The organism is Nocardia lasii (genome assembly GCF_042658545.1).
Taxonomy (GTDB): domain Bacteria; phylum Actinomycetota; class Actinomycetes; order Mycobacteriales; family Mycobacteriaceae; genus Nocardia; species Nocardia lasii.
In genome coordinates this window covers 163,629-183,852 of record NZ_JBHSQN010000002.1, presented here as the reverse complement: position 1 = coordinate 183,852, position 20,224 = coordinate 163,629, and the positions used below count along the sequence as shown (strand labels likewise).

Annotated in this window: 4 protein-coding genes; 2 read left to right on the top strand and 2 right to left on the bottom strand. The window is 70.9% G+C overall.

From position 1 onward, the window contains the following. Window positions 1-15: 15 nt before the first annotated feature. Window positions 16-1,617 (bottom strand): FAD-binding oxidoreductase, encoded by a 1,602-nt coding sequence (locus tag ACFP3H_RS04620; RefSeq protein ID WP_378600077.1) that lies wholly within the window; start codon window positions 1,615-1,617, stop codon window positions 16-18. Between the two features lie 110 nt (window positions 1,618-1,727). Between ACFP3H_RS04620 and ACFP3H_RS04615 the strand changes: the two genes are divergently transcribed. Then, window positions 1,728-2,108, top strand: coding sequence for a VOC family protein (locus tag ACFP3H_RS04615; RefSeq protein WP_378600074.1), 381 nt, complete (start codon window positions 1,728-1,730; stop codon window positions 2,106-2,108). A 180-nt stretch (window positions 2,109-2,288) separates the two neighbouring features. Here ACFP3H_RS04615 and ACFP3H_RS04610 read toward each other — a convergent pair whose 3' ends face one another. Then, window positions 2,289-3,509, bottom strand: coding sequence for a PucR family transcriptional regulator (locus ACFP3H_RS04610; protein ID WP_378600072.1), 1,221 nt, complete (start codon window positions 3,507-3,509; stop codon window positions 2,289-2,291). A 350-nt stretch (window positions 3,510-3,859) separates the two neighbouring features. On the opposite strand from ACFP3H_RS04610, the gene ACFP3H_RS04605 reads away from it, so the two are divergent. After that, entirely contained in the window at window positions 3,860-20,206 is a 16,347-nt protein-coding gene (locus tag ACFP3H_RS04605) for an amino acid adenylation domain-containing protein (protein WP_378600069.1), read from the top strand. Window positions 20,207-20,224: the final 18 nt, after the last annotated feature.

The following is a 20,224-nucleotide window of genomic DNA, read 5'->3' as shown; positions in this document are numbered from 1 at the left end:
ATAATGCACATTATGTCAAGTAACCGCCTTCCCCGACCCCAGCAGCACCCCGGGATTGAGAATGCCCGCGGGATCCAGTGCCCCCTTGGCTGCCCGCAACGCCAGCGCGAACGGATCGGGCCGCTGCCGGTCGTACCAGGGTCGGTGATCGCGGCCGACGGCGTGATGGTGCGTGATCGTGCCGCCGTTGTCGATGATCGCCTGTGAGACGGCCGCTTTGATCTCGTCCCACTGGTTCACCAACGCGCCCCAGCGCCCCGGCGCGTAGATGCCGTAGTACGGCGCGGGCCCGTCCGGATAGACGTGCGTGAACCGGCACGTGACGACGCCGGCACCGCAGACCGCGGTCACCGCCTCGCGAGCCGCCGTCGTCACCGCGTCGTGGAACGCGTCGAACCGATCCCAGGTGCAGGCGGTTTCGAAGGTCTCCACCACCATCGAGCGGCGCGCGAGCGCGTCGCGCTGGTACGGCATCCTGATGAACGAGGACCGCCACGCGGTCGAGGAATCCCCCGCCTCGGTCGACTCCTCCCGACGACGAATACTGCCCACTTCTCCCCCGTGACCGCGCACGATCTCGAGGGCGCGCTCGAGCCACGCGTCGATCGGGTGGTCGGCTGATTCGAAGGCGATGATCAGAATTCCGCCGGTGGTGGCGCGCCCGGCGTTGATCAGGGCTTCGGCGGGGTCGAGCAGTCGGCAGTTCGTCGGGTACAGCCCCGCCTGGGCGACGGCTCTGGTCGCGTCGACCGCGCGGTCCCAGTTGTCGAAGGCGATGGTGGCCGTCGCGCCGAAGACCGGCCGGTCCTGTAGCCGCATCCACGCTTCGGTGATGACGCCGAGGGTCCCCTCGGACCCGAGCAGCATCCGGTCCGGCGACGGGCCCGCGCCGGACCCGGGCAGCCGACGGGATTCGGTGACCCCGACCGGTGTGACGGCGCGGATCGACTCGGTCAGGTCGTCGATGTGGGTGTAGAGCGTCGCGAAGTGTCCCCCGGCCCGGGTCGCGAGCCACCCGCCGAGGCTGGAGAACTCGAAGGACTGCGGAAAGTGCCGCAGCGTGAGCCCGGCGGGCCGCAGCTGCGCTTCCAGATCCGGTCCGAGCACACCGGCCTGCACGCGGGCCGCCCGGCTGATCGTGTCGATCTCGAGCACCTGGTCCAGGCGTGAGAGGTCCAGCGAGACCGCGGGTCCGTCGAAGCGCGGCTCGACCCCGCCCACCACCGAGCTGCCGCCACCGTAGGGAATGACGGCGATGTCGGCGCCGGTGCAGAACTCGAGAATGTCGATGACGTCGGCTTCGGAGGTGGGCCGGGCGACGAGGTCCACCACGTGGGTGACATCGCCGACGAGACTGCGCGCCACATCGCGAAAGGCCTTGCCGCGTGAGTGACCGAGCCGGTCCTCGACATCGGCGGAGAAGAGTCCGGCCAGCGCTGCGGGCACCACCACGCGCGGCGCAGCGACCCCGAGCGAGGCCGGGTCGGGCGGCTCGTGATCGGTGAAGTCGTGCTCGGGTACCAGCGCCGAGACCCGTCCGACGAGCGTCGCGACCTCACTGTCCGAGAGCGCGGCATCCTGCGTTCCCCAGCCCCACCACGACCGCTTCGACACCATTGGCCATCCTCTCTCACTCACATCGACCTCGAATTGACCGAATGGTCAATTCATCTCATTCTGGCCCTTCGAACGCGCGGAGTACGTCGTTATCGGGCACACTCCGATTCATGGCATGCCGAATCAGCGAACTCGTCATCAACGCCACCGACCCCGAGGGACTGGCCACCTTCTGGTGCGCGGTCCTCGGCTTCGTCGTGATAGATCGCGATGAGGAAACCATCGAGATCGGCCCTCCTGAAACAGGTTTCGGCGGCCCCCAACCCACCCTCCTGTTCATGCCCACCACCGATCCCCGCCCGGAAACGCGTCGTCTCCACCTCGACGTCAATCCCACCGACCGGGACCAGGCCGCCGAACTCGACCGCCTCCTCGCCCTGGGTGCCACCCCCGCCGATGTCGGCCAACCCGCCACCGCCTCCTGGCACGTCCTGGCCGACCCCGAGGGCAACCTGTTCTGCCTGTTGAGCACCCGCCTCAACCCCCTGTAGTCAACTCTCCCCCGGGCCCCGCGTCCTGTGCGTCAGTATGCACTCGACCACTGACAACAACGGCTCAGCAGGCGGCCGACTCGGTCACGGGAACCCGGGGGTTTCGGGCGGCGTCTTCGCGGGTATTCCGCTCGGTTACGGCCTCACCGGTGCTGTGCGACCAGCACAAACCATCCGGGCTCACATTGCGGAGGTCAGCACCTGTCGATGCCAGCGGCAGATTCCGAGGGCGAAGCGCAGTTCGAAGGTGTCGGTGTCGACGGCGGTGCCGTAGCGGCCGGTGATCTGCTGGATGCGGTACTGGACGGTGTTGCGGTGCACGTCCAGGACGCGGGCGGTGCGCGAGTAGCTGCCGCCTTCGGCGAGGAAGACCTCGAGGGTGTCGCGCAGCAGCTCGAGCTTGGCGCCGTCGCGGGCCAGCGGGCCGAGGACTCGGTGCACGAGGTCGGCGAGTTCGCCCGGTTCGGCCGAGAGCAGGGCGAACGGGGCGACCCGGTCGTAGTCGATGACCACCGGCGCGCGGTCCCCCGCCGACACGGCCAGCGCCTTGGCCCGTGCCGCACTGCGCGCCGAACCGCGAAATCCGGCCAGCCCTTCCCCGGCCGAGCCGAGCGCCACCCGCACCGGCAATCCGGCCACGTGCTCGTTGAGTTCCTCGACCGCACAGGCCTTGTCGACGGGGAACCACAGGCACATCGCCCGGTCCCCCGACGCCGCCACCAGCTCGGTTCCGCCGGTCCGCATCGCCGCGGACAGCGCCTGTCGTGCCTGTTCGAGCGCGCGCACGGCGTCCGCGCCGGTGACCGTCGCCCAGATCTCGGCGGCCACGTGGGTGCGGTCGAGTCGGTAGTCGAGGGCTTTCTGCGCGGCGGCGAGGTCGACGTCGTCGGTGTCGAGCAGCCGTGCGATCCACTGCTGGCGGGCTGCCTGTCGACTGCTGAGCCAGCGGTCGCGTTCGGCCTCGTAGATCCGCCCCATCGAGGAGTTGAGCCGGTCGAGGTAGGCCCCGGCGAATCGGAGCAGTTCGGCGATCCGCACGGGTTGCTCGGGGCCGGGGATGGCCAGGATCAGGGAGATGGCCGCGTCGAGGATGCGGTATTGGCCAAGGCCGTAGGCGCGCAGCAGGATCGTCAGCGGCACACCGCGTCTGGCGAGGCGTTGGGCGTAGGCGGCGGCGCCTGCGGGTGGGGCGACCGTGGCGGGGTCGATGTTGTTCGCGAGCACGTACTGCACGGCCGCGACGTTCTCGGCGATGCTGGCGGCGCGCATGTCGACCAGATCGGCGGCGACGTCGGTGAGCGGGATCATCTGCTCGGTGACCCGGATCAGCTCGTCGGTGATCGCGCCGACCTGTGGGCCCAGTGCCTGACCGACCCACACCAGTGATCCGTAGCCCGCCACGGGCACTCCTTTCGTCGTACAAAAACCCTCGGCGGCATTGTGCCATCAGCACAAATTTCGGGCCGATTCGGTTCCGACGACGAGAAACAGACCGCACATGTCGTCACGGCGTGACGAGGTGTGTTCTCATGGTCGCCGAACGCCCCGATATCGACTCCTTTCTTGCTTGTTCGACACTGGTCCGCCCCCGGTAGACCGAATCCGACAGGGTTCGTGGGTCAATCGCAGAGCCGAGGGCCGAACAGGTGAAGGATCAGTACTTTTCAATGGGCGAAGTTCGACGTTCTCAGCGTTCGCGAGGCACTCGGAAGTCGAGCACTCCCCTCTTCGCCCAACTCCTCACCGCCGCTGTGGACACTGCGGCCGACACGATCGCCGTCTCCTACTCCCCTGCCGACGGCGAGCGCCGCGAGCTCACCTACACCCAGCTCGACGCGCACTCCACCCGGCTGGCTCGCGAGCTCCTCGCCCGCGGCATCGGCCCCGGCGACATCGTCGCGCTCGGTCTCACCCGCTCGATCGAGTCGGTGGCCGCGATCTGGGCGGTAGCCAAGACCGGCGCCGCCTACGTCCCCGTCGACCCCGCCCTCCCCGCGGAGCGCATCGCCTACGTCCTCGAGGATTCCGGCGCGATCCTCGGCCTCACCTGTTGCGCGCACCGCGACAAGCTCGGCGACACCGTCGAATGGCTGGATGTGGAAGCCGACCACCTCGCCGAGCACCCCACCCACCCCATCTCCTACCTCGACCGCGTCCGCCCCCTGACCGACCAGCACCCGGCCTACATCATCTACACCTCGGGCTCCACCGGCCGCCCCAAGGGCGTGGTGGTCACCCACACCGGCCTGGGCGCCCTGGTGGCGGCGACCCGGGACCGCTATGCGGTCGAGCCGGGCGACCGCGTCCTGCACGTGTGCTCCCCGAACTTCGACGTCTCCGTCCTCGAGCTGCTGCTGACGTTCAATGCCGGTGCCACCCTGGTGATCTCCCCGTCGACGGTGTTCGGCGGCCCCGACCTCGCCGACCTGCTGCGCCGCGAACACGTGACGCACATGCTGATCACCCCCGCCGCCTTGGAATCGGTCGACCCCGACAACCTCGAAGCCTTGCGCGTGGTGGTTGTCGCGGGTGACGCGTTCGGCCCGACCCTCGTCGACCGCTGGGCTCCCGGCCGCGCGTTCTTCAACGGCTACGGCCCGACCGAGGCGACCATTCTCGCCACGGGCAGCACCGAGCTGGTGCCGGGTGAGCCGATCACGATCGGTTCGGCTCTGGCCGGAGTCGGTGCGACAGTGCTGGATTCGCGTCTTCGTCCGGTGCCGGTGGGTGTGGCGGGTGAGCTGTATCTGTCCGGTCCCGCGCTCGCGCGGAATTACCACGGCAGGACCGCCCTGACCGCGCAACGTTTCGTCGCCTCACTGTTCGCGGGACCGGGTGCCCGCATGTATCGCACCGGAGACCTGGTGCGTCGCACGAGCGACGGCGATTTCGAGTATCTGGGCCGCTCCGATTTCCAGGTCAAGATCCGCGGTTTCCGCGTCGAACTGGGCGAGATCGACGCCGCGCTCACCACCCACCCCGATATCGACTACGCGGTCACCCTCGGCGTGAAAGCCGACTCGGGCGCGACGGTCCTGGTCTCGTATGTCCTGGCTTCCCAAGCTATTTCGACCGAGGAGGTGGCCCGTTTCGTCGGCACCTCCCTGCCCGCGCACATGGTCCCGACCGTCGTAATGCAGCTCGACGAGATCCCCCTGACCCCCAACGGCAAACTCGACCGCGCCGCCCTGCCCGCTCCTGTCTTCGACACTGTCTCGTCCCGCGCTCCCGAGGGCCCGGTGGAGACGGCGATCGCCGAACTGTTCACTCAGATCCTGGGCGTGGCACGCATCGGCGCCGAGGATTCCTTCTTCGCGGCGGGCGGCGACAGTATCCTGTCCATCCAGCTCGTCTCTCGCGCCCGCAACGCCGGCATCTCCTTCACTCCGCAGCAGGTGTTCGAGCACCGCACGATCGCCGGTCTGGCCCGGGTGGCGGTGCTGGGCGCGGATTCCACCCCGACCCTGGCCGAACTGCCGGGCGGTGGTGTCGGCGAGATGCCGTTGACGCCGGTGCTGGCGGCGTCGGTGGCGGGCGGTCGCGTGTTCAGTCGCTTCACCCAGCAGATGGTGCTCGCGCTCCCCGCCGATATCGACCGAAATGCCCTGGTGGACACCCTGTCCGCGGTCATCGACCACCACGACATGCTGCGCTCCGGTCTGCGCGAAGTCGAGGGCACCTGGCAGCTGCACGCGCTCGCCCCGGGCGCGGTCGACGTGCACAGCCTGCTCACCCACGTCGATGTCCCCGCCGGCACCACCGATCTGGCCGAATTCGCCGACACCGCCATGGAATCGGCACTGGCCACCCTCGACCCGCAGTCGTATCGGATGATCGGTTTCGGCTGGCTCGTCCGCGAGGACGGCCCGAACGGCCTGGTGGTCGCCGTCAACCACGCCGCCATCGACGGTGTCTCGTGGCGAATCCTGCTGTCGGACTTGGTGTCGGCGTGGTCGCAGCACAGTGCGGGCCAGCGCATCACCCTGCCCCCGGTCGGCACGTCGTTCCGCCGCTGGGCTCACGGCCTGACCGAGGTAGCCACCACCCGGCGCGACGAACTCGACCACTGGCGTTCGACCCTGTCCGTCCCCGACCCGCTGCTGGGCGAACGTCCGCTCGAGCCCGCCGACACCGCCTCGACGGTCCGCACCTTCAGCATCGAAATCCCCCCGCGCACCACCGAAGCGGTCCTGACCGATCTGCCCGCCCGCTACCGCGCGGGCGCCGAGGACGGTCTCCTCACCGCACTGGCGATGGCTGTGCGCACCTGGCGGGCCCGCCGCGGTATCGACGCCCCCGCCACCCGGGTCCGGCTCGAGGGCCACGGCCGCGAACAGTCCGCCCTCGACGGCGCCGACCTGACCCGCACGGTCGGCTGGTTCACCAGCATGTACCCCGTCGCTCTCGACCTGAGCGAGGTCGACAGCGAAACGGTCTGGCACGCGGGCGAATCCACCGCCGCCGCGGTCAAGGCCGTCAAAGAACAGGTGCGTGCGGTCCCGCACCGGGGCATCGGTTTCGGCCTGCTGCGCCACCTCGACCCCGATTCGGCTGCTGAGCTCACCGGCTCCCTGGGCCAGATCGGCTTCAACTACCTGGGCCGGCTCTCGACCGGCGATGTCCCCACCGACCACAGCTGGCTTCCCACCGCGGACTGGGGCGAGCCCACCGCCGCCCAGGACCCCGACCTGCCCGCGGCCGCAGTCATCGACATCAACGCCATGGCCACCACCACCGACACCGGCCTACAGCTGCGCGCCTCGTTCTCCTACGCTACCGACATCGTCGACGAGTCCGCGGTGCGAGAACTGGCCGACTGCTGGACCGAGGCGCTGACAACCCTCGCCGAGCACCTGAAAAGTCCTGCGGCGGGCGGCCTTTCCCCCGCTGACGTGCCCTTGGTCGAGGTCACCCAGTCCGAACTCGACACCTGGCATCGCGAACGCCCCGGCCTGACCGACGTCGTCCCGCTTGCCCCGCTCCAACTGGGCCTGCTGTTCCTCGCCCAGATGTCGCCCGCGGACCCGTACCTGGTCCAACTCGCGGTAGAACTGGCGGGCGAGGTCGACACCGACCGCCTGCGTCGTGCCGCCCAGACGGTCCTGGACCGCCACGCCATCCTGCGCACCGCGTTCGGCACCTCGGCGGCGGGCACCCCGGTCGGTTTCGTCGCCGAGGGCCCCGTGGTCCCCTGGCGGATCCTCGACACCGACCGCGCCGACGCCGAGGAGTTCCTGGTCGCCGAGGCCCGCACCGGCTTCGACCTGAGCACCGCGCCGCTGCTGCGCTTCACCCTCTACCGTCGCCCCGACGGCATGCACCTGATCCTGACCGCCCACCACCTGCTCGTCGACGGCTGGTCGATGCCCCTGCTGATGCGCGAACTGCTCATCAGCTACGCCACCGACGGCCTCGGCCCGGTCCTGCCGCAGGTGCGCCCCTACCGCGACTACCTGGCCTGGCTCGCCGACCGCGACCGGGCGACCGCCCTGCGTACCTGGCGCGAAGCCCTGTCCGGCCACCGGCCGACCCTGCTCACCGCCGCCCTCGAGCCGCCGACCGCACAGGCCGCGGGCTACGGCATGTGCACCCTCGACCTGTCGCCGGTCGAGGCCAAGGAGTTGTCCGCCTGCGCGGCCGCCTGCGACGTCACTGTCAACACCGTGTTCCAGGCGGCCTGGGGTCTGGTGCTGGCCGGTGCCGTCGGCCGCGACGATGTCGTGTTCGGCGCCGTGGTCTCGGGCCGCCCGCCGCAGCTCGACGGTGTCGACGGCATGGTCGGCCTGTTCGCCAACACGATCCCCGTGCGCGTCCGCCTCGACCCGACCGCCTCGCTGCGAACCTTGTTGTCGCGGTTGCAGTCCGAGCAGATCGCTCTGCTCGACGGCCACTACCTCGGCCTGGCCGACATCCAGCGCACCGCAGGCGCGGGCGACCTGTTCGACACCCTCATGGCGTATGAGTCCTACCCGGTCGACACCGACGGCATGCGCCAAGCGATCGACGGCCTCGAGATCGTCGATGTCCACGCCGCCAACGCCACCCACTACCCCGTGGCCGTCGGCGTCGAGGTGGGCGAGGGCATCCGGGTGGGCGTGCAGTACCGCCGCGACCTGGTCGATTCCGAGGTTGCCGAGGCGCTGACCGAGCGCCTGCGCACCGTCCTCGACACCCTCGTGCAGACACCGGATCGCACCGCCGCCGACCTGCGAAACACCCTGGACCAGCGCGACGACCCCATCACCGAGTCCGCCTACTGGCGCACGACCCTGGCCGACCTCCCGCAGGAACTGCCCCTGCCGACCGACCGCCCCCGCCCCTCGAACCCCGTGCGCCCCGACGATCACCTCACCTTCGAGATCCCCGCGCTCGTCCACGATTTCGCCCGATCGCACGAGACCACGGTCTTCACCGTCGTCCACACCGCCTTCGCGGTCCTGCTGGCCCGCCTGTCGAACACCGCCGACATCGCGATCGACACCGTGAACGCGGACGGCATCCATCTCCTGCGACTTCCTGTGCCCGTCGACATCCCACTCGACAACCTTCTCGCCGAAGCTACCGCGGTCGCCCACCGCGCTTTGGCCCGAAAAGGTCTGCCCCGCATAGCATCCGAGGCACCTACGGCCCGAAATGTCGAGTTGCGGGTCGAGGAGTTCTCGTGCCGGCGTAAGGCGGCGCAGCGGACATTCACAGCAGACCAGCACGGCCCGGTACCCGGCGCGACCCCGCGCGACCTCATCCTGTCCCTGTACCTCCCGACCGCCCCCGAGCCCAGCGCCGGTCGCACCGACACCGGATCCAGCCTCTCGGCGGCCGACACTTCCCCGATCAGCGGTGACCACCACCCCATCACCGCCGAGTTCGCCTACGCCACCGCCCTTTTCGACCGGCCAACGGTAGCGACCTTCGCCGAACGCCTGATCCGCCTCCTCACCGAAGCCATCGCCCACCCCCGAACCCCCGTCGGCGACCTCGCGCTCCTGAGCCCAGCGGAACAAACAACCCTCACCACCCGACCCGCCCCCACCACCTCCGCGACCCTGTTCCCGGACCTGATAGCCCGTGGTCTGGCCCAGGGCGAGACCCGCCCCGCCCTACGCTACGACAACCGCACCACCACCTACGGCGAACTGGCGAGCCGAACCGCCCGTCACGCCCGCGCCCTCATCGCCCTCGGCGTAGGCCCCGAAGTCCCTGTCGCCGTAGCACTTCCACGCTCGGCCGACATGGTCTGCGCAGCCCTGGCGATCACCGCCGCCGGTGGCATCCACGTCCCGATGGACCCCCGCAACCCCACCCACCGCCTGCACCATCTCCTCACCGACTCCGGCGCGACCCTGGTCATTACCGCCCACGACCAGCCCCTCCCCGACACCGTCACTCGGCTGACCCTCGACGACCTGGACCGATCGAGCACCGACCTCCCCACCACCCCTGTCACCGACGCCGACCGCCGCACCCCACTGTGCCCCGATCACCCCGCCTACCTCCTCTACACCTCCGGCTCCACCGGCCTCCCCAAGGGCGTCACAGTGACGCACGCGGGCCTGGCCCCGCTGGTGGGCGAGGCCGTCCGCCGCTACGCCCTCGAACCCCACCACCGCTTCCTGCACATCTGTTCCCCCTGGTTCGACCCGTCGGTCCTGGAATGGCTGTGTGCCCTGTCCACCGGCGCCACCCTGGTCATCGCCCCCGCCGACACCGCGGGCGGCATCGACCTCACCGACCTGCTCGCCGCCGAGTCGGTCACCCACGCCATCATCACCCCCGCCGTCCTTGGCACGCTCGACCCCGCACGCCTGCCGGACCTGCGATCCCTCTCGGTCGGCGGCGACGTCACCACCCCCGAACTGCTGGCGAAATGGCAGCCCGGCCGCCGCTACCTCAACGGCTACGGCCCCACCGAGACCACCATCATCTCCACCTACGCCGAACTCACTGCCGGACAACCCATCTCGATCGGCACCCCCGTGCCCGGCACGCACGCGCTGATCCTCGACGCCCGCCTGCACCCCGTCGCCCCGGGCGTGACCGGCGAGCTCTATCTCACCGGCGAGGCCATGGCTCGCGGCTACCGCAACCAGCCGATCACCACCGCGTCCCGTTTCCTCGCCGACCCGTGGGGCCCGCCCGGCGCCCGCATGTACCGCACGGGCGACCTGGTCCGCCGGGGCGCCACCGGCGAGATCGACTATCTGGGCCGCGTGGACACCCAGCTGAAGGTGCGCGGTTTCCGCGTCGAACCCGGCGAGATCGACGCCGTGCTCGTCGCCCACGCTTCGGTCGACTTCGCCGTCACCGTGGGCAGGCGCACCCCGTCCGGCTCGACCACCCTGGTCTCCTATGTCCTTGCGGCACAGCCCCACACACCCGACCCCGCCGCCCTCACCGCCTACGCCGCGGACCACCTCGCCGCCCACGCGGTCCCCTCGGCGATCGTCGTCCTCGACGCCCTCCCGCTGACCCCCAACGGCAAACTCGACCGCGCCGCCCTGCCCGAACCGACCATCGCCGTCGCCCCCACCGTCGAACCGGCCGACGCCACCCAAACCCTGCTGGCGAACCTGTTCGCCCGCGTCCTGGGAGTCGCCTCGGTGGGCGTGCACGATTCGTTCTTCGCCCTCGGCGGCGACAGCATCTCCTCGATCCAGCTCGTCTCCCTCGCCCGCGCGGCCGGCCTCGTCTTCACCACCCGCGACGTCTTCGCCCACCGCACCGTCGCCGAACTGGCCACCGTCGCCGCCCCCGACAGCCCCGACACCCTCGTCCTGGCCGAGCTCCCCGGCGGCGGCATCGGCGACATCCCCCTCACCCCGGTCCTGTCGGAGGCCCTGACCACCGGCTCGAGCGCCCGCTTCGCCCAGACGATGGTCCTGGCCCTACCCGACACCATCGACCGCGCGGGCCTGGTCACCACGATCACCGCGGTCATCCACCACCACGACATGCTCCGCGCCCGCCTGCGCCCCGACGGCGAAAACTGGCAGCTCGAGGTCCTACCACCCCACGCCATCGACATCGACGCCCTCATCACCGAACTCGATGCGGATTCGTGGGAACCAACCGAAGACCTCGCCGGTCCGACCGACGAAACCCACCTCCGCCCAGCCGATGCCGCCACGACACCATTGCCCCCGGCCATGGACGACCTGACCCGAATCGGTTCCACCGCAATGGATTCGGCCCTGTCCGCCCTCGACCCCGCCGCGGCCCGCATGATCGCCTTCACCTGGATCCGCCGCCATCACGCCCCCGATGTCCTCGCCGTAGCCGCCCACCACTACGTCATCGACGGTGTCTCCTGGCGCATCCTGCTCCCCGACCTGGTGATCGCCTGGTCCCAGCACAGCGCGGGCAACCCGATCACCCTGCCCCCGGTCGGCACCTCCTTCCGCCGCTGGGCCCACGGCCTCACCACCGCCGACCGCACCCCCGAACTCGCCCACTGGCAGCACACCCTCACCACCCCCGACCCGTTACTCGGCACCCGCCCGCTCGACCCCACCCTCGACACCGAGTCCACTGCGGCTTCGATCACCGTCGAGATCCCGACCGAGATCACCGAACCCCTGCTCACGACCCTGCCCGCCCAGTACCGCGCGGGCGCCGACCACCCGTTGCTGACCGCGTTGGCCCTGGCCGTGCGCGTGTGGCGGGCCCGGCGCGGCATCGACGCCCCCGCCCTGCGCCTACGCCTGGAAGGCCACGGCCGCCAGGAAGACGCGGTCCCCGGCGCCGACCTGACCCGCACTCTCGGCTGGTTCACCACCGTCTACCCCGTCGTCATCGACCTGTCCGCGATCAAACCGTCGACCTTCGACGACGAAGCCCTCGCCGCCACCATCCGCACGGTCAAGGAACAGCTCCTGGCCGTTCCCGACCACGGCATCGGTTTCGGCCTGCTCCGTCAGTCGCCGACAACCCGAGACCTGTTGTCCGGCACCGTCGCTCAGATCGGCTTCAACTACCTCGGTCGCGCCACCACCGCCGAACCCACCACCGGCGACACCGCCTGGCTCCCCACCGCCGAACTCGGCGACATCGACGTCGACTACGACCCCGCCCTACCCGCGCACACCGTCCTCGACATCAACACCATCGCCGCGTCCACCGACACCGGCCCGCGCCTGCGCGCCAACTTCCGCTTCGCCACGAACATCCTCACCGAATCCGATGTCGAGGAACTCGCCGAGGACTGGACGAACTGGCTCACCGCCCTGGCCGACCACACCCTGCACCCCTGCGCGGGCGGCCTGACCCCCGCCGATGTCGCCCTGGTCCAGGTCTCCCAGACCGACCTGAACACCTGGCGCCACACCCATCCCGGCCTCTCCGATGTCCTGCCGCTCTCACCGCTGCAGCATTCCCTGCTCGCCCTGGGCGACATACTCGACGAATCGGTGCACGCCTACGTCATCCAGCTCATGGTCGAACTGACCGGCACCCTCGACACCGACCGCCTGCGCCACGCCGCCGCGACGGTCCTGCGCCGCCACGCCAACCTGCGCTCGGCCTTCGTCACCACCCCCGACGGCACCCCCGTCCAACTCGTCGCCGACACCGTCGAAGCCCCCTTCCGCACGGTCGAGACCACCGACGCCGCCCTGCCCGCCCTGCTCGCGGCCGACCAGCGGGCCGGTTTCGACCCCGCCGTGGCCCCGCTGCTGCGTTTCACCGTCTACGCGACGGGTTCGGGCCGCAACCACCTGGTCCTCACCGGCCACCACATCCTGCTCGACGGCTGGTCCATGCCGTTGCTGATGAAGGAACTGCTCGTCCTCTACGCCACCCACGGCGACGAGTCCGTCCTGCCCGCGGTGCGCCCCTACCGCGACTACCTCGCCTGGCTCACCCGCCAAGACCGCACCGCCGCCGAACACGCCTGGTCGCAGGTCCTGACCGGGGTGTCGGCGACCATGATCGCCCCCGAACTGACCTGGCCGCGCGCTACCGAAACCGGTTACGGCCTGTGCGAATTCGAGTTCGACACCACCCGCACCGCCGCCCTGACCGCGGTCGCCACCGCCGCCGAGGTCACCCCGAACACCGTGTTCCAGGCCGCCTGGGGCCTGGTGGTGGCCGCGAGCACCGCCCGCGCCGACATCGTCTTCGGCGCCACCGTCTCCGGCCGACCTCCGCAACTCGACGGTGTCGGCGACATGATCGGCCTGTTCGTGGATGCCGTGCCCGTGCGCGTGCGCGTCGAACCCGACCACACCGTCAGCGATCTGCTCCGCGCCGTCCAGGGCGAGCAGGCCGCCCTGCTCGACCACCACCACCTCGGCCTCGGCGCGATCCAGCGCGTGGCCGGGCTGGGGGAGCTGTTCGACACCATGCTCGCGTTCGAGTCCTACCCCGTCGACGTCGAGGGCCTGCAACAGGCTGGCGGCGCCCTGGACAACCTGCGCATCGACGACCTCCAGGGCGCCGACCACACCCACTACCCGCTCACCGTGCTGGTCTTCCTCGGCGCCCGCACCCGAGTCCAGCTCAAATACCGCCGCGACCTCGTCGCCGACCCCGTGGCCCAGGCGATCACCGACCGCCTCCGCACCGCCCTGCACCACCTCGTCACCGCCCCGAACACCCCCGTGACCACCCTCGTCGACCGCCTCGCCACCGACCCGACGGACCCGATCACCCGCTCCCGATTCTGGCGCACCACCCTGGCCGACCTGCCCACCCACCTCCCACTCCCGACCGGCCACCTCGCGCACCCCACCAGTAGCGCACCGGCACAACGCAACCCGGCATCCGCACGAGCAGACCGCGCGGGCACCCCCCAACGCGGTCGTACCCGTCTCACGATCCCGCCGGCCACCCTCCGCGCACTTCACGCCTTCGCCGACGCCGCGACCGTGACCCGCCCGACCCTGATCCGCACCGCCCTGGCCGTGCTGCTGTCGCGCCTGTCCGGCGCCGACGACCTCGCGATCCGCACCCCGAACCTGGTGCTGCGCACCACCATCGACCACACCGCCCCCTTCCTCGACCTCCTCAGCCGGTCCGCCGCCACCGAGTCCCGAGCCCTGACCCACGCCGGAATCCCTTTGGCCGACCTTCCCCACCTCCTCGGCCTGAACTCCCTGCCACCGGTCTGCCTCGAGTACCGATCGACCCCGCACGCGACCGACGAATCCGACCCCACGCCGAATATCCTTTCCCGTCAACAGGATTCGCCGCTACGCCAGCGCGCCGCCGACGAACTCGCCGTCATCGTGACCGAGTCCGAGGCAGCAACCACCCTCGAATTCGACTTCCCCCACACCCTTTTCGACACCCACGAAGCCACCACCTTCCTCCACCGCCTCCTCCGCCTGCTCACCGCGGCGGCCGAGAACCCCCACACCCCGATCGGCGACCTGCCCCTGCTCGACCACGCCGAACACACCTTCCTCACCCACCTGGGCGATGCCCCCGCCGCCACCACCACCGGCACCCTGCCCGCCCTCCTGGTCCGCGGCACCGGCTTCGGCCAACACCGCGTCGCCGTGCGCGACAACGCCACCTCCTACACCTACGGCACCCTCGACGCCGACTCCTCGCGCCTGGCCCGCCACCTCATCGCCGAGGGCGTCGGCCCCGAAACCGTGGTCGCCTCGGCCATCCCCCGCTCCTACGAGTCGGTCCTGGCCTTCTGGGCGATCGCCAAAGCCGGCGGCGTCTACCTCCCGGTCGACCCGAACTACCCCGCCGACCGCGTCCGCCACATGCTCACCGATTCCGGCGCGACTCTCGCCCTCACCGTCGCCGACCGCGCCCACACCCTGCCCGGCGACCTGCGCCGACTATCCCTGGACGCCCCCACCGTCCGCGCCGCCATCGCCACCCGATCCGCCACCCCCGTCCGCGACCGCGACCGCCGCGCCCCCCTGCGCCGCGACAACATCGCCTACACGATCTACACCTCCGGCTCCACCGGCCTGCCCAAGGGCGTCTCGATCACCCACGCCGGTCTGGCCGCCCTGGTCGCGCACTCCGCCGCCCTGATGCGCCTGCGCCACGACCACCGCATGCTCCACGTCTGCTCACCGAGCTTCGACCAGTCGATCGAGGAGCTGGCCACCGCCTTCCACCACGGCGCCACCCTGGTCATCGCACCCCCCGACACCCTCGGCGGCACCGACCTGGACGAGCTGCTGCGCACCGAACGCGTCACCCACACGATCATCACCCCCGCCCTGCTGAGCACCCTGGACCCGAGCCTGCCCGACCTGCTGTGCGTGTCGGCGGGCGGCGAGGCCACCACCGCCGACCTGCTGGCGACCTGGCAGCCCGGCCGCAGTTTCCTCAACGGTTACGGCCCCACCGAGACCACCATCGGCGCCACCTACGCCGCCCTGCGTGCCGGTGACCGGGTCACCATCGGCCGCCCCGTGCCCGGCCTGCGCGCCGTCGTCCTCGACGCCCGCCTGCACCCGGTCCCCGTCGGCGCCACCGGCGAGCTGTACCTGGCGGGCCCCGCCCTGGCGCGCGGCTACCACGCCCGCCCCGGAGCCACCGCCGACCGTTTCGTGGCCTGCCCGTGGGCCGCGCCGGGAACCCGCATGTACCGCACGGGCGATCTCGTGCGCTGGGTCCACGGCGACACCTACGAGCTGGAATACCTGGGCCGCACCGACTTCCAGATCAAGATCCGCGGCTTCCGCATCGAACCCGGCGAGATCGACGCCGTCCTGGCCCGCCACCCCCAGGTGAGTTTCGCCCTCACCGTCGGCACCGAGAACCCCACCGCCCTGGTCTCCTACGTGACCGGCCGCGACCTCGACCCTGCCGCCCTGATCCGCTGGTCGGCGTCGATGCTGCCCGCCCACCTGGTCCCCGCCGCCGTGGTCGTGCTGGACCACCTGCCGCTCTCGGCCGCGGGCAAACTCGACCGACACGCCCTGCCCGCACCGGAATTCACCACCCGCACCTACCGCGAACCGACCACCGAGCTCGAACGCACGGTCGCGGAGATCTTCGCCGAGGTACTCGGCGCGGACCGGGTCGGCGCCGACGACAACTTCTTCGACCTCGGCGGCAACTCCCTGCTCGCCACCCGCCTCACCGCCCGCCTGTCCGCCGCCGTCGACACGCGAGTCCCGGTGCGCGTGCTGTTCGCCGCCCCCACCGTCGCCGCCTGCGCCGCCCACCTCACCGGCCTCACCCGCGCCGCCCACCGCCCCGCCCTGACACCGCAACCCCGCCCACCGCACCTCCCGCTGTCCCCGGCCCAGCAGCGCATGTGGTTCCTCAACCGCTTCGACACCGCGACCGCCGCCTACAACATCCCCGTCGTGCTCCACCTCACCGGCGCCCTCGACCCCGCCGCCCTGCGACAGGCCTTCACTGACCTGGTCACCCGCCACGAGATCCTGCGCACGATCTACCCCGCCACCGACCACACCCCCACCCAACTCGTCCTGCCCCCGACCCACCCGGACGTGCCCCGCCTCGAGCTCGCCACCGTCGCGAGCCGGTCCGACGACCCGACCTCCACTCGATCACAGGGTGAAACCTCTCGGATCGATGCGGAACACGCGGTGGCGCACCTGGTCTCCACGGTCTTCGACGTCACCACCGAGGTCCCCCTGCGAGCCACCCTGTTCCGCCTCGCCCCCGACGACCACATCCTCGCCGTCACCATCCACCACATCGCCGGCGACGGCTTCTCCGGCGGCCCCCTGACCCGCGACCTCGTCCTCGCCTACACCGCCCGCACCCACGACCAGGCCCCCACCTGGTCACCCCTGCCCGTCCAGTACGCCGACTACGCCCTGTGGCAACAGTCCCTGCTCGGCGACGAATCCGACCCCACCTCGCTCGCGGCCACCCAGCTCGCCTACTGGCGCACCGCCCTGGCCGACCTGCCCGACCACCTCGAACTCCCGCGCGACCGCCCCCGCCCCGCGATCCAGTCCTACGCCGGCGGCCGCGTCCCGTTCACCCTCGACACCGCCACCCACGCCGCCCTGACCGAACTCGCGCGCACCCACGGCGCCACCCTGTTCATGGCCGTGCACACCGCGTTCGCGATCGTGCTCGCCGAACTCTCGGCCACCCCCGACATCGCCATCGGCACCCCGGTCGCCGGTCGCGGGGAGGCCGCCCTCGACGACCTGATCGGCATGTTCGTCAACACCCTGGTCTTCCGCACCCGAGTCGACCCCGACGCGAGCTTCGCCACCCACCTGACCCGCCAACGCGACACCGACCTGCAAGCGTTCGCCCACGCCGACATCCCCTTCGAACGGCTCGTGGAAGTCCTCAACCCGGCCCGCTCGACCGCGCGCCACCCCCTGTTCCAGGTCGGTCTGTCCTTCCAGAACCTCACCGAGGTCGCGATGGACCTGCCCGGCACGAGCGTGTCGCAGATCGAACTCGACCGCGCCCTGTCCCAGTTCGATCTGCACCTGATCCTGGCCGACCGCTACACCCCCGACGGCGCCCCCACCGGCATCACCGGCTACTGCACCTACGCCACCGACCTGTTCGACGCGGCCACCGTCACCGGTTTCCTGGCCCGCCTCACCCGCCTGATCACCGCCGTGACCGCCACCCCCGGCGCCCCGCTGCGCACCATCGACCTGCTCGCCCCCACCGAACGCCACCGAATCCTCGACACCTGGAACCACACCGCGCACGAGACGAACCCCGACACCACCCTGGTCTCGCTGCTCGCCGCCACCGTGTCCGCGACCCCGTTCGCCGAAGCGCTCGTCGCCGAGGACCTCCGCCTCACCTACGCCGACCTCGACGCCCGCGTCAACCGCCTGGCGCGCCACCTCATCGAGGCGGGCGTGCGCCCGGAAACCCGGGTGGCCCTGATGATGCGGCGCGGCATCGACCTGGTCGTCGCGATGTACGCGGTCAGCACCGCCGGCGGCGCGTACGTGCCCCTGGACCCCGACCAGCCCCTCACCCGAACCTGGCACATCCTCGACACCGCGGCCCCCCTGCTGATCCTCACCACCGCCGACATCGAAGCCACCGCGCGAGACACCACCTCGATCCCGGTGCTGGCGATCGACCGCACGGACCTGTCGATCCACAGCCCCGCCCCGATCACCGACCACGACCGCCGCGCCCCCGTGCGCCCGGCGAACACCGCCTACGTCATCTTCACCTCGGGCTCGACCGGCCGCCCCAAGGGCGTGGCCGTCTCCCACGCCGCGATCGTCAACCAGTTGCAGTGGAAGACAACAGAATTCGGCCTCGACGCCACCGACGCCGTGCTGTTGAAAACGGCCGCCACCTTCGACCTGTCGGTCTGGGAATTCTGGTCCGCCGCGGTCTGCGGCGCCCGCCTGATCCTGGCCGCCCCCGACGGCCACCGCGACCCCGCCTACCTCACCGACCTCATGCGCCGCGAGAACGTGACAACCCTGCACGCCGTGCCCGCCATGCTCGACGCCCTGATCGCCCACCCGCTCCCGTCCTCGCTGCGCCGAGTCCTCGCGATCGGCGAAACCCTCCCCGTCGCCCTGGCCCGCCGGTTCCGCACCGCGGCCCCGAACACCGCCCTGTTCAACGCCTACGGCCCCACCGAAGCCGCCGTCTCCATCACCAGCCACCGCGTGACGACCACCGACACCACCACCGTCGCGATCGGCAGCCCAGCCTGGAACAGCCAGGTCTACGTCCTCGACACCCGCCTACGTCCCGTCCCCGCCGGCGTCGCGGGCGAGCTGTACCTGGCGGGCGCCCAACTGGCCACCGGCTACCTGGCCCGCCCCGACCTCACCGCCGAACGCTTCGTCGCCAACCCCTTCCACCCCGGCACCCGCCTCTACCGCACCGGCGACCTGGCCGCCTGGAACTCCCACGGCGAACTCGACTACCGCGGCCGCACCGACTTCCAGATCAAGATCCGCGGCTACCGCATCGAACCCGAGGAGATCGACGCGGTCCTCACCACCCACCCCGAGGTCACCACCGCCGTCACTATCGGCCGCGAAACCCGCACGGGCGACACAGTATTGGTGTCCTACGTCGTCGCGACCACCACCGTGGAGGCGCTGACCGACCGGGCGCGGCGCACCCTACCCACCCACATGGTCCCCGCCACGATCATGATCCTGGACCGACTCCCGCTGACCCCCACCGGCAAACTCGACCGCGCGGCCCTGCCCGCCCCCGAACTGGCCACCCGCACCTACCGCGCCCCGGCCACCGCGATCGAACGCACCGTCTGCGACGTCTTCGCCGACGTCCTGCACCTGGACCGCGTCGGCATGGACGACCACTTCTTCGAACTCGGCGGCACCTCCCTGACCGCCACCCGCCTGTCCACCCAGCTCGCCACCGCGACCGCCACCGCCGTCCCGATCACCACGATCTTCACCACCCCCACCCCCGCGGGCATCCTCACCGCCCTGCGCACCCGCGGCACCGACCGCGCGGGCACCGACGTCGCCTTCGACATCCTGCTGCCGATCCGCCCCACCGGCACCGGCGCACCCCTGTTCTGCCTGCACCCCGTCAGCGGCATCGCCTGGTCCTTCAGCGGCCTGGCCGCCCACCTCGACCGCCCCCTCTACGGCCTGCAATCCCCGGCCCTGAGCTCGACCGACCCGCTGCCCGACTCCATCGAACAGTGGGCCCGGCTCTACCTCGAACACATTCGCGCCGTGCAACCCGAAGGCCCCTACCACCTGCTCGGCTGGTCCCTCGGCGGCGTCCTGGCCCACGCCATCGCCGTCCAACTCCAAGAAGACGGCGAACAGGTCGCCACCCTGGCCATGCTCGACAGCACCCTGTCCAGCGCCGCGACCGCCCTGCCCACCGTCGCGACCACCGCCGACCTGCTCGGCGGATTCGCCGACTCCACCACCGAAGGACTCCTCGACCAGCACCTGCTCGACCGCCTCCTCGCCGCGGCCACCACCTCCCTCACTCTCGACGCCGCCTACCACCCCCGCCCCTTCGACGGCACCCTCACCTACTTCACCGCCGCCGCAGACGACCCGACCGGCACCCACGGCGCCACCTCCTGGTCCGCGGCGGTCAGCGGCGACATCGACAACCACCTCGTCGAGGCCACCCACTGGCGAATGACCGAGGACCGGGTCCTGACCGTGATCGCCGAGGTCTTGCGCGCACAGCCGCGCTAGTCCCGTCGGCCTGGGAGC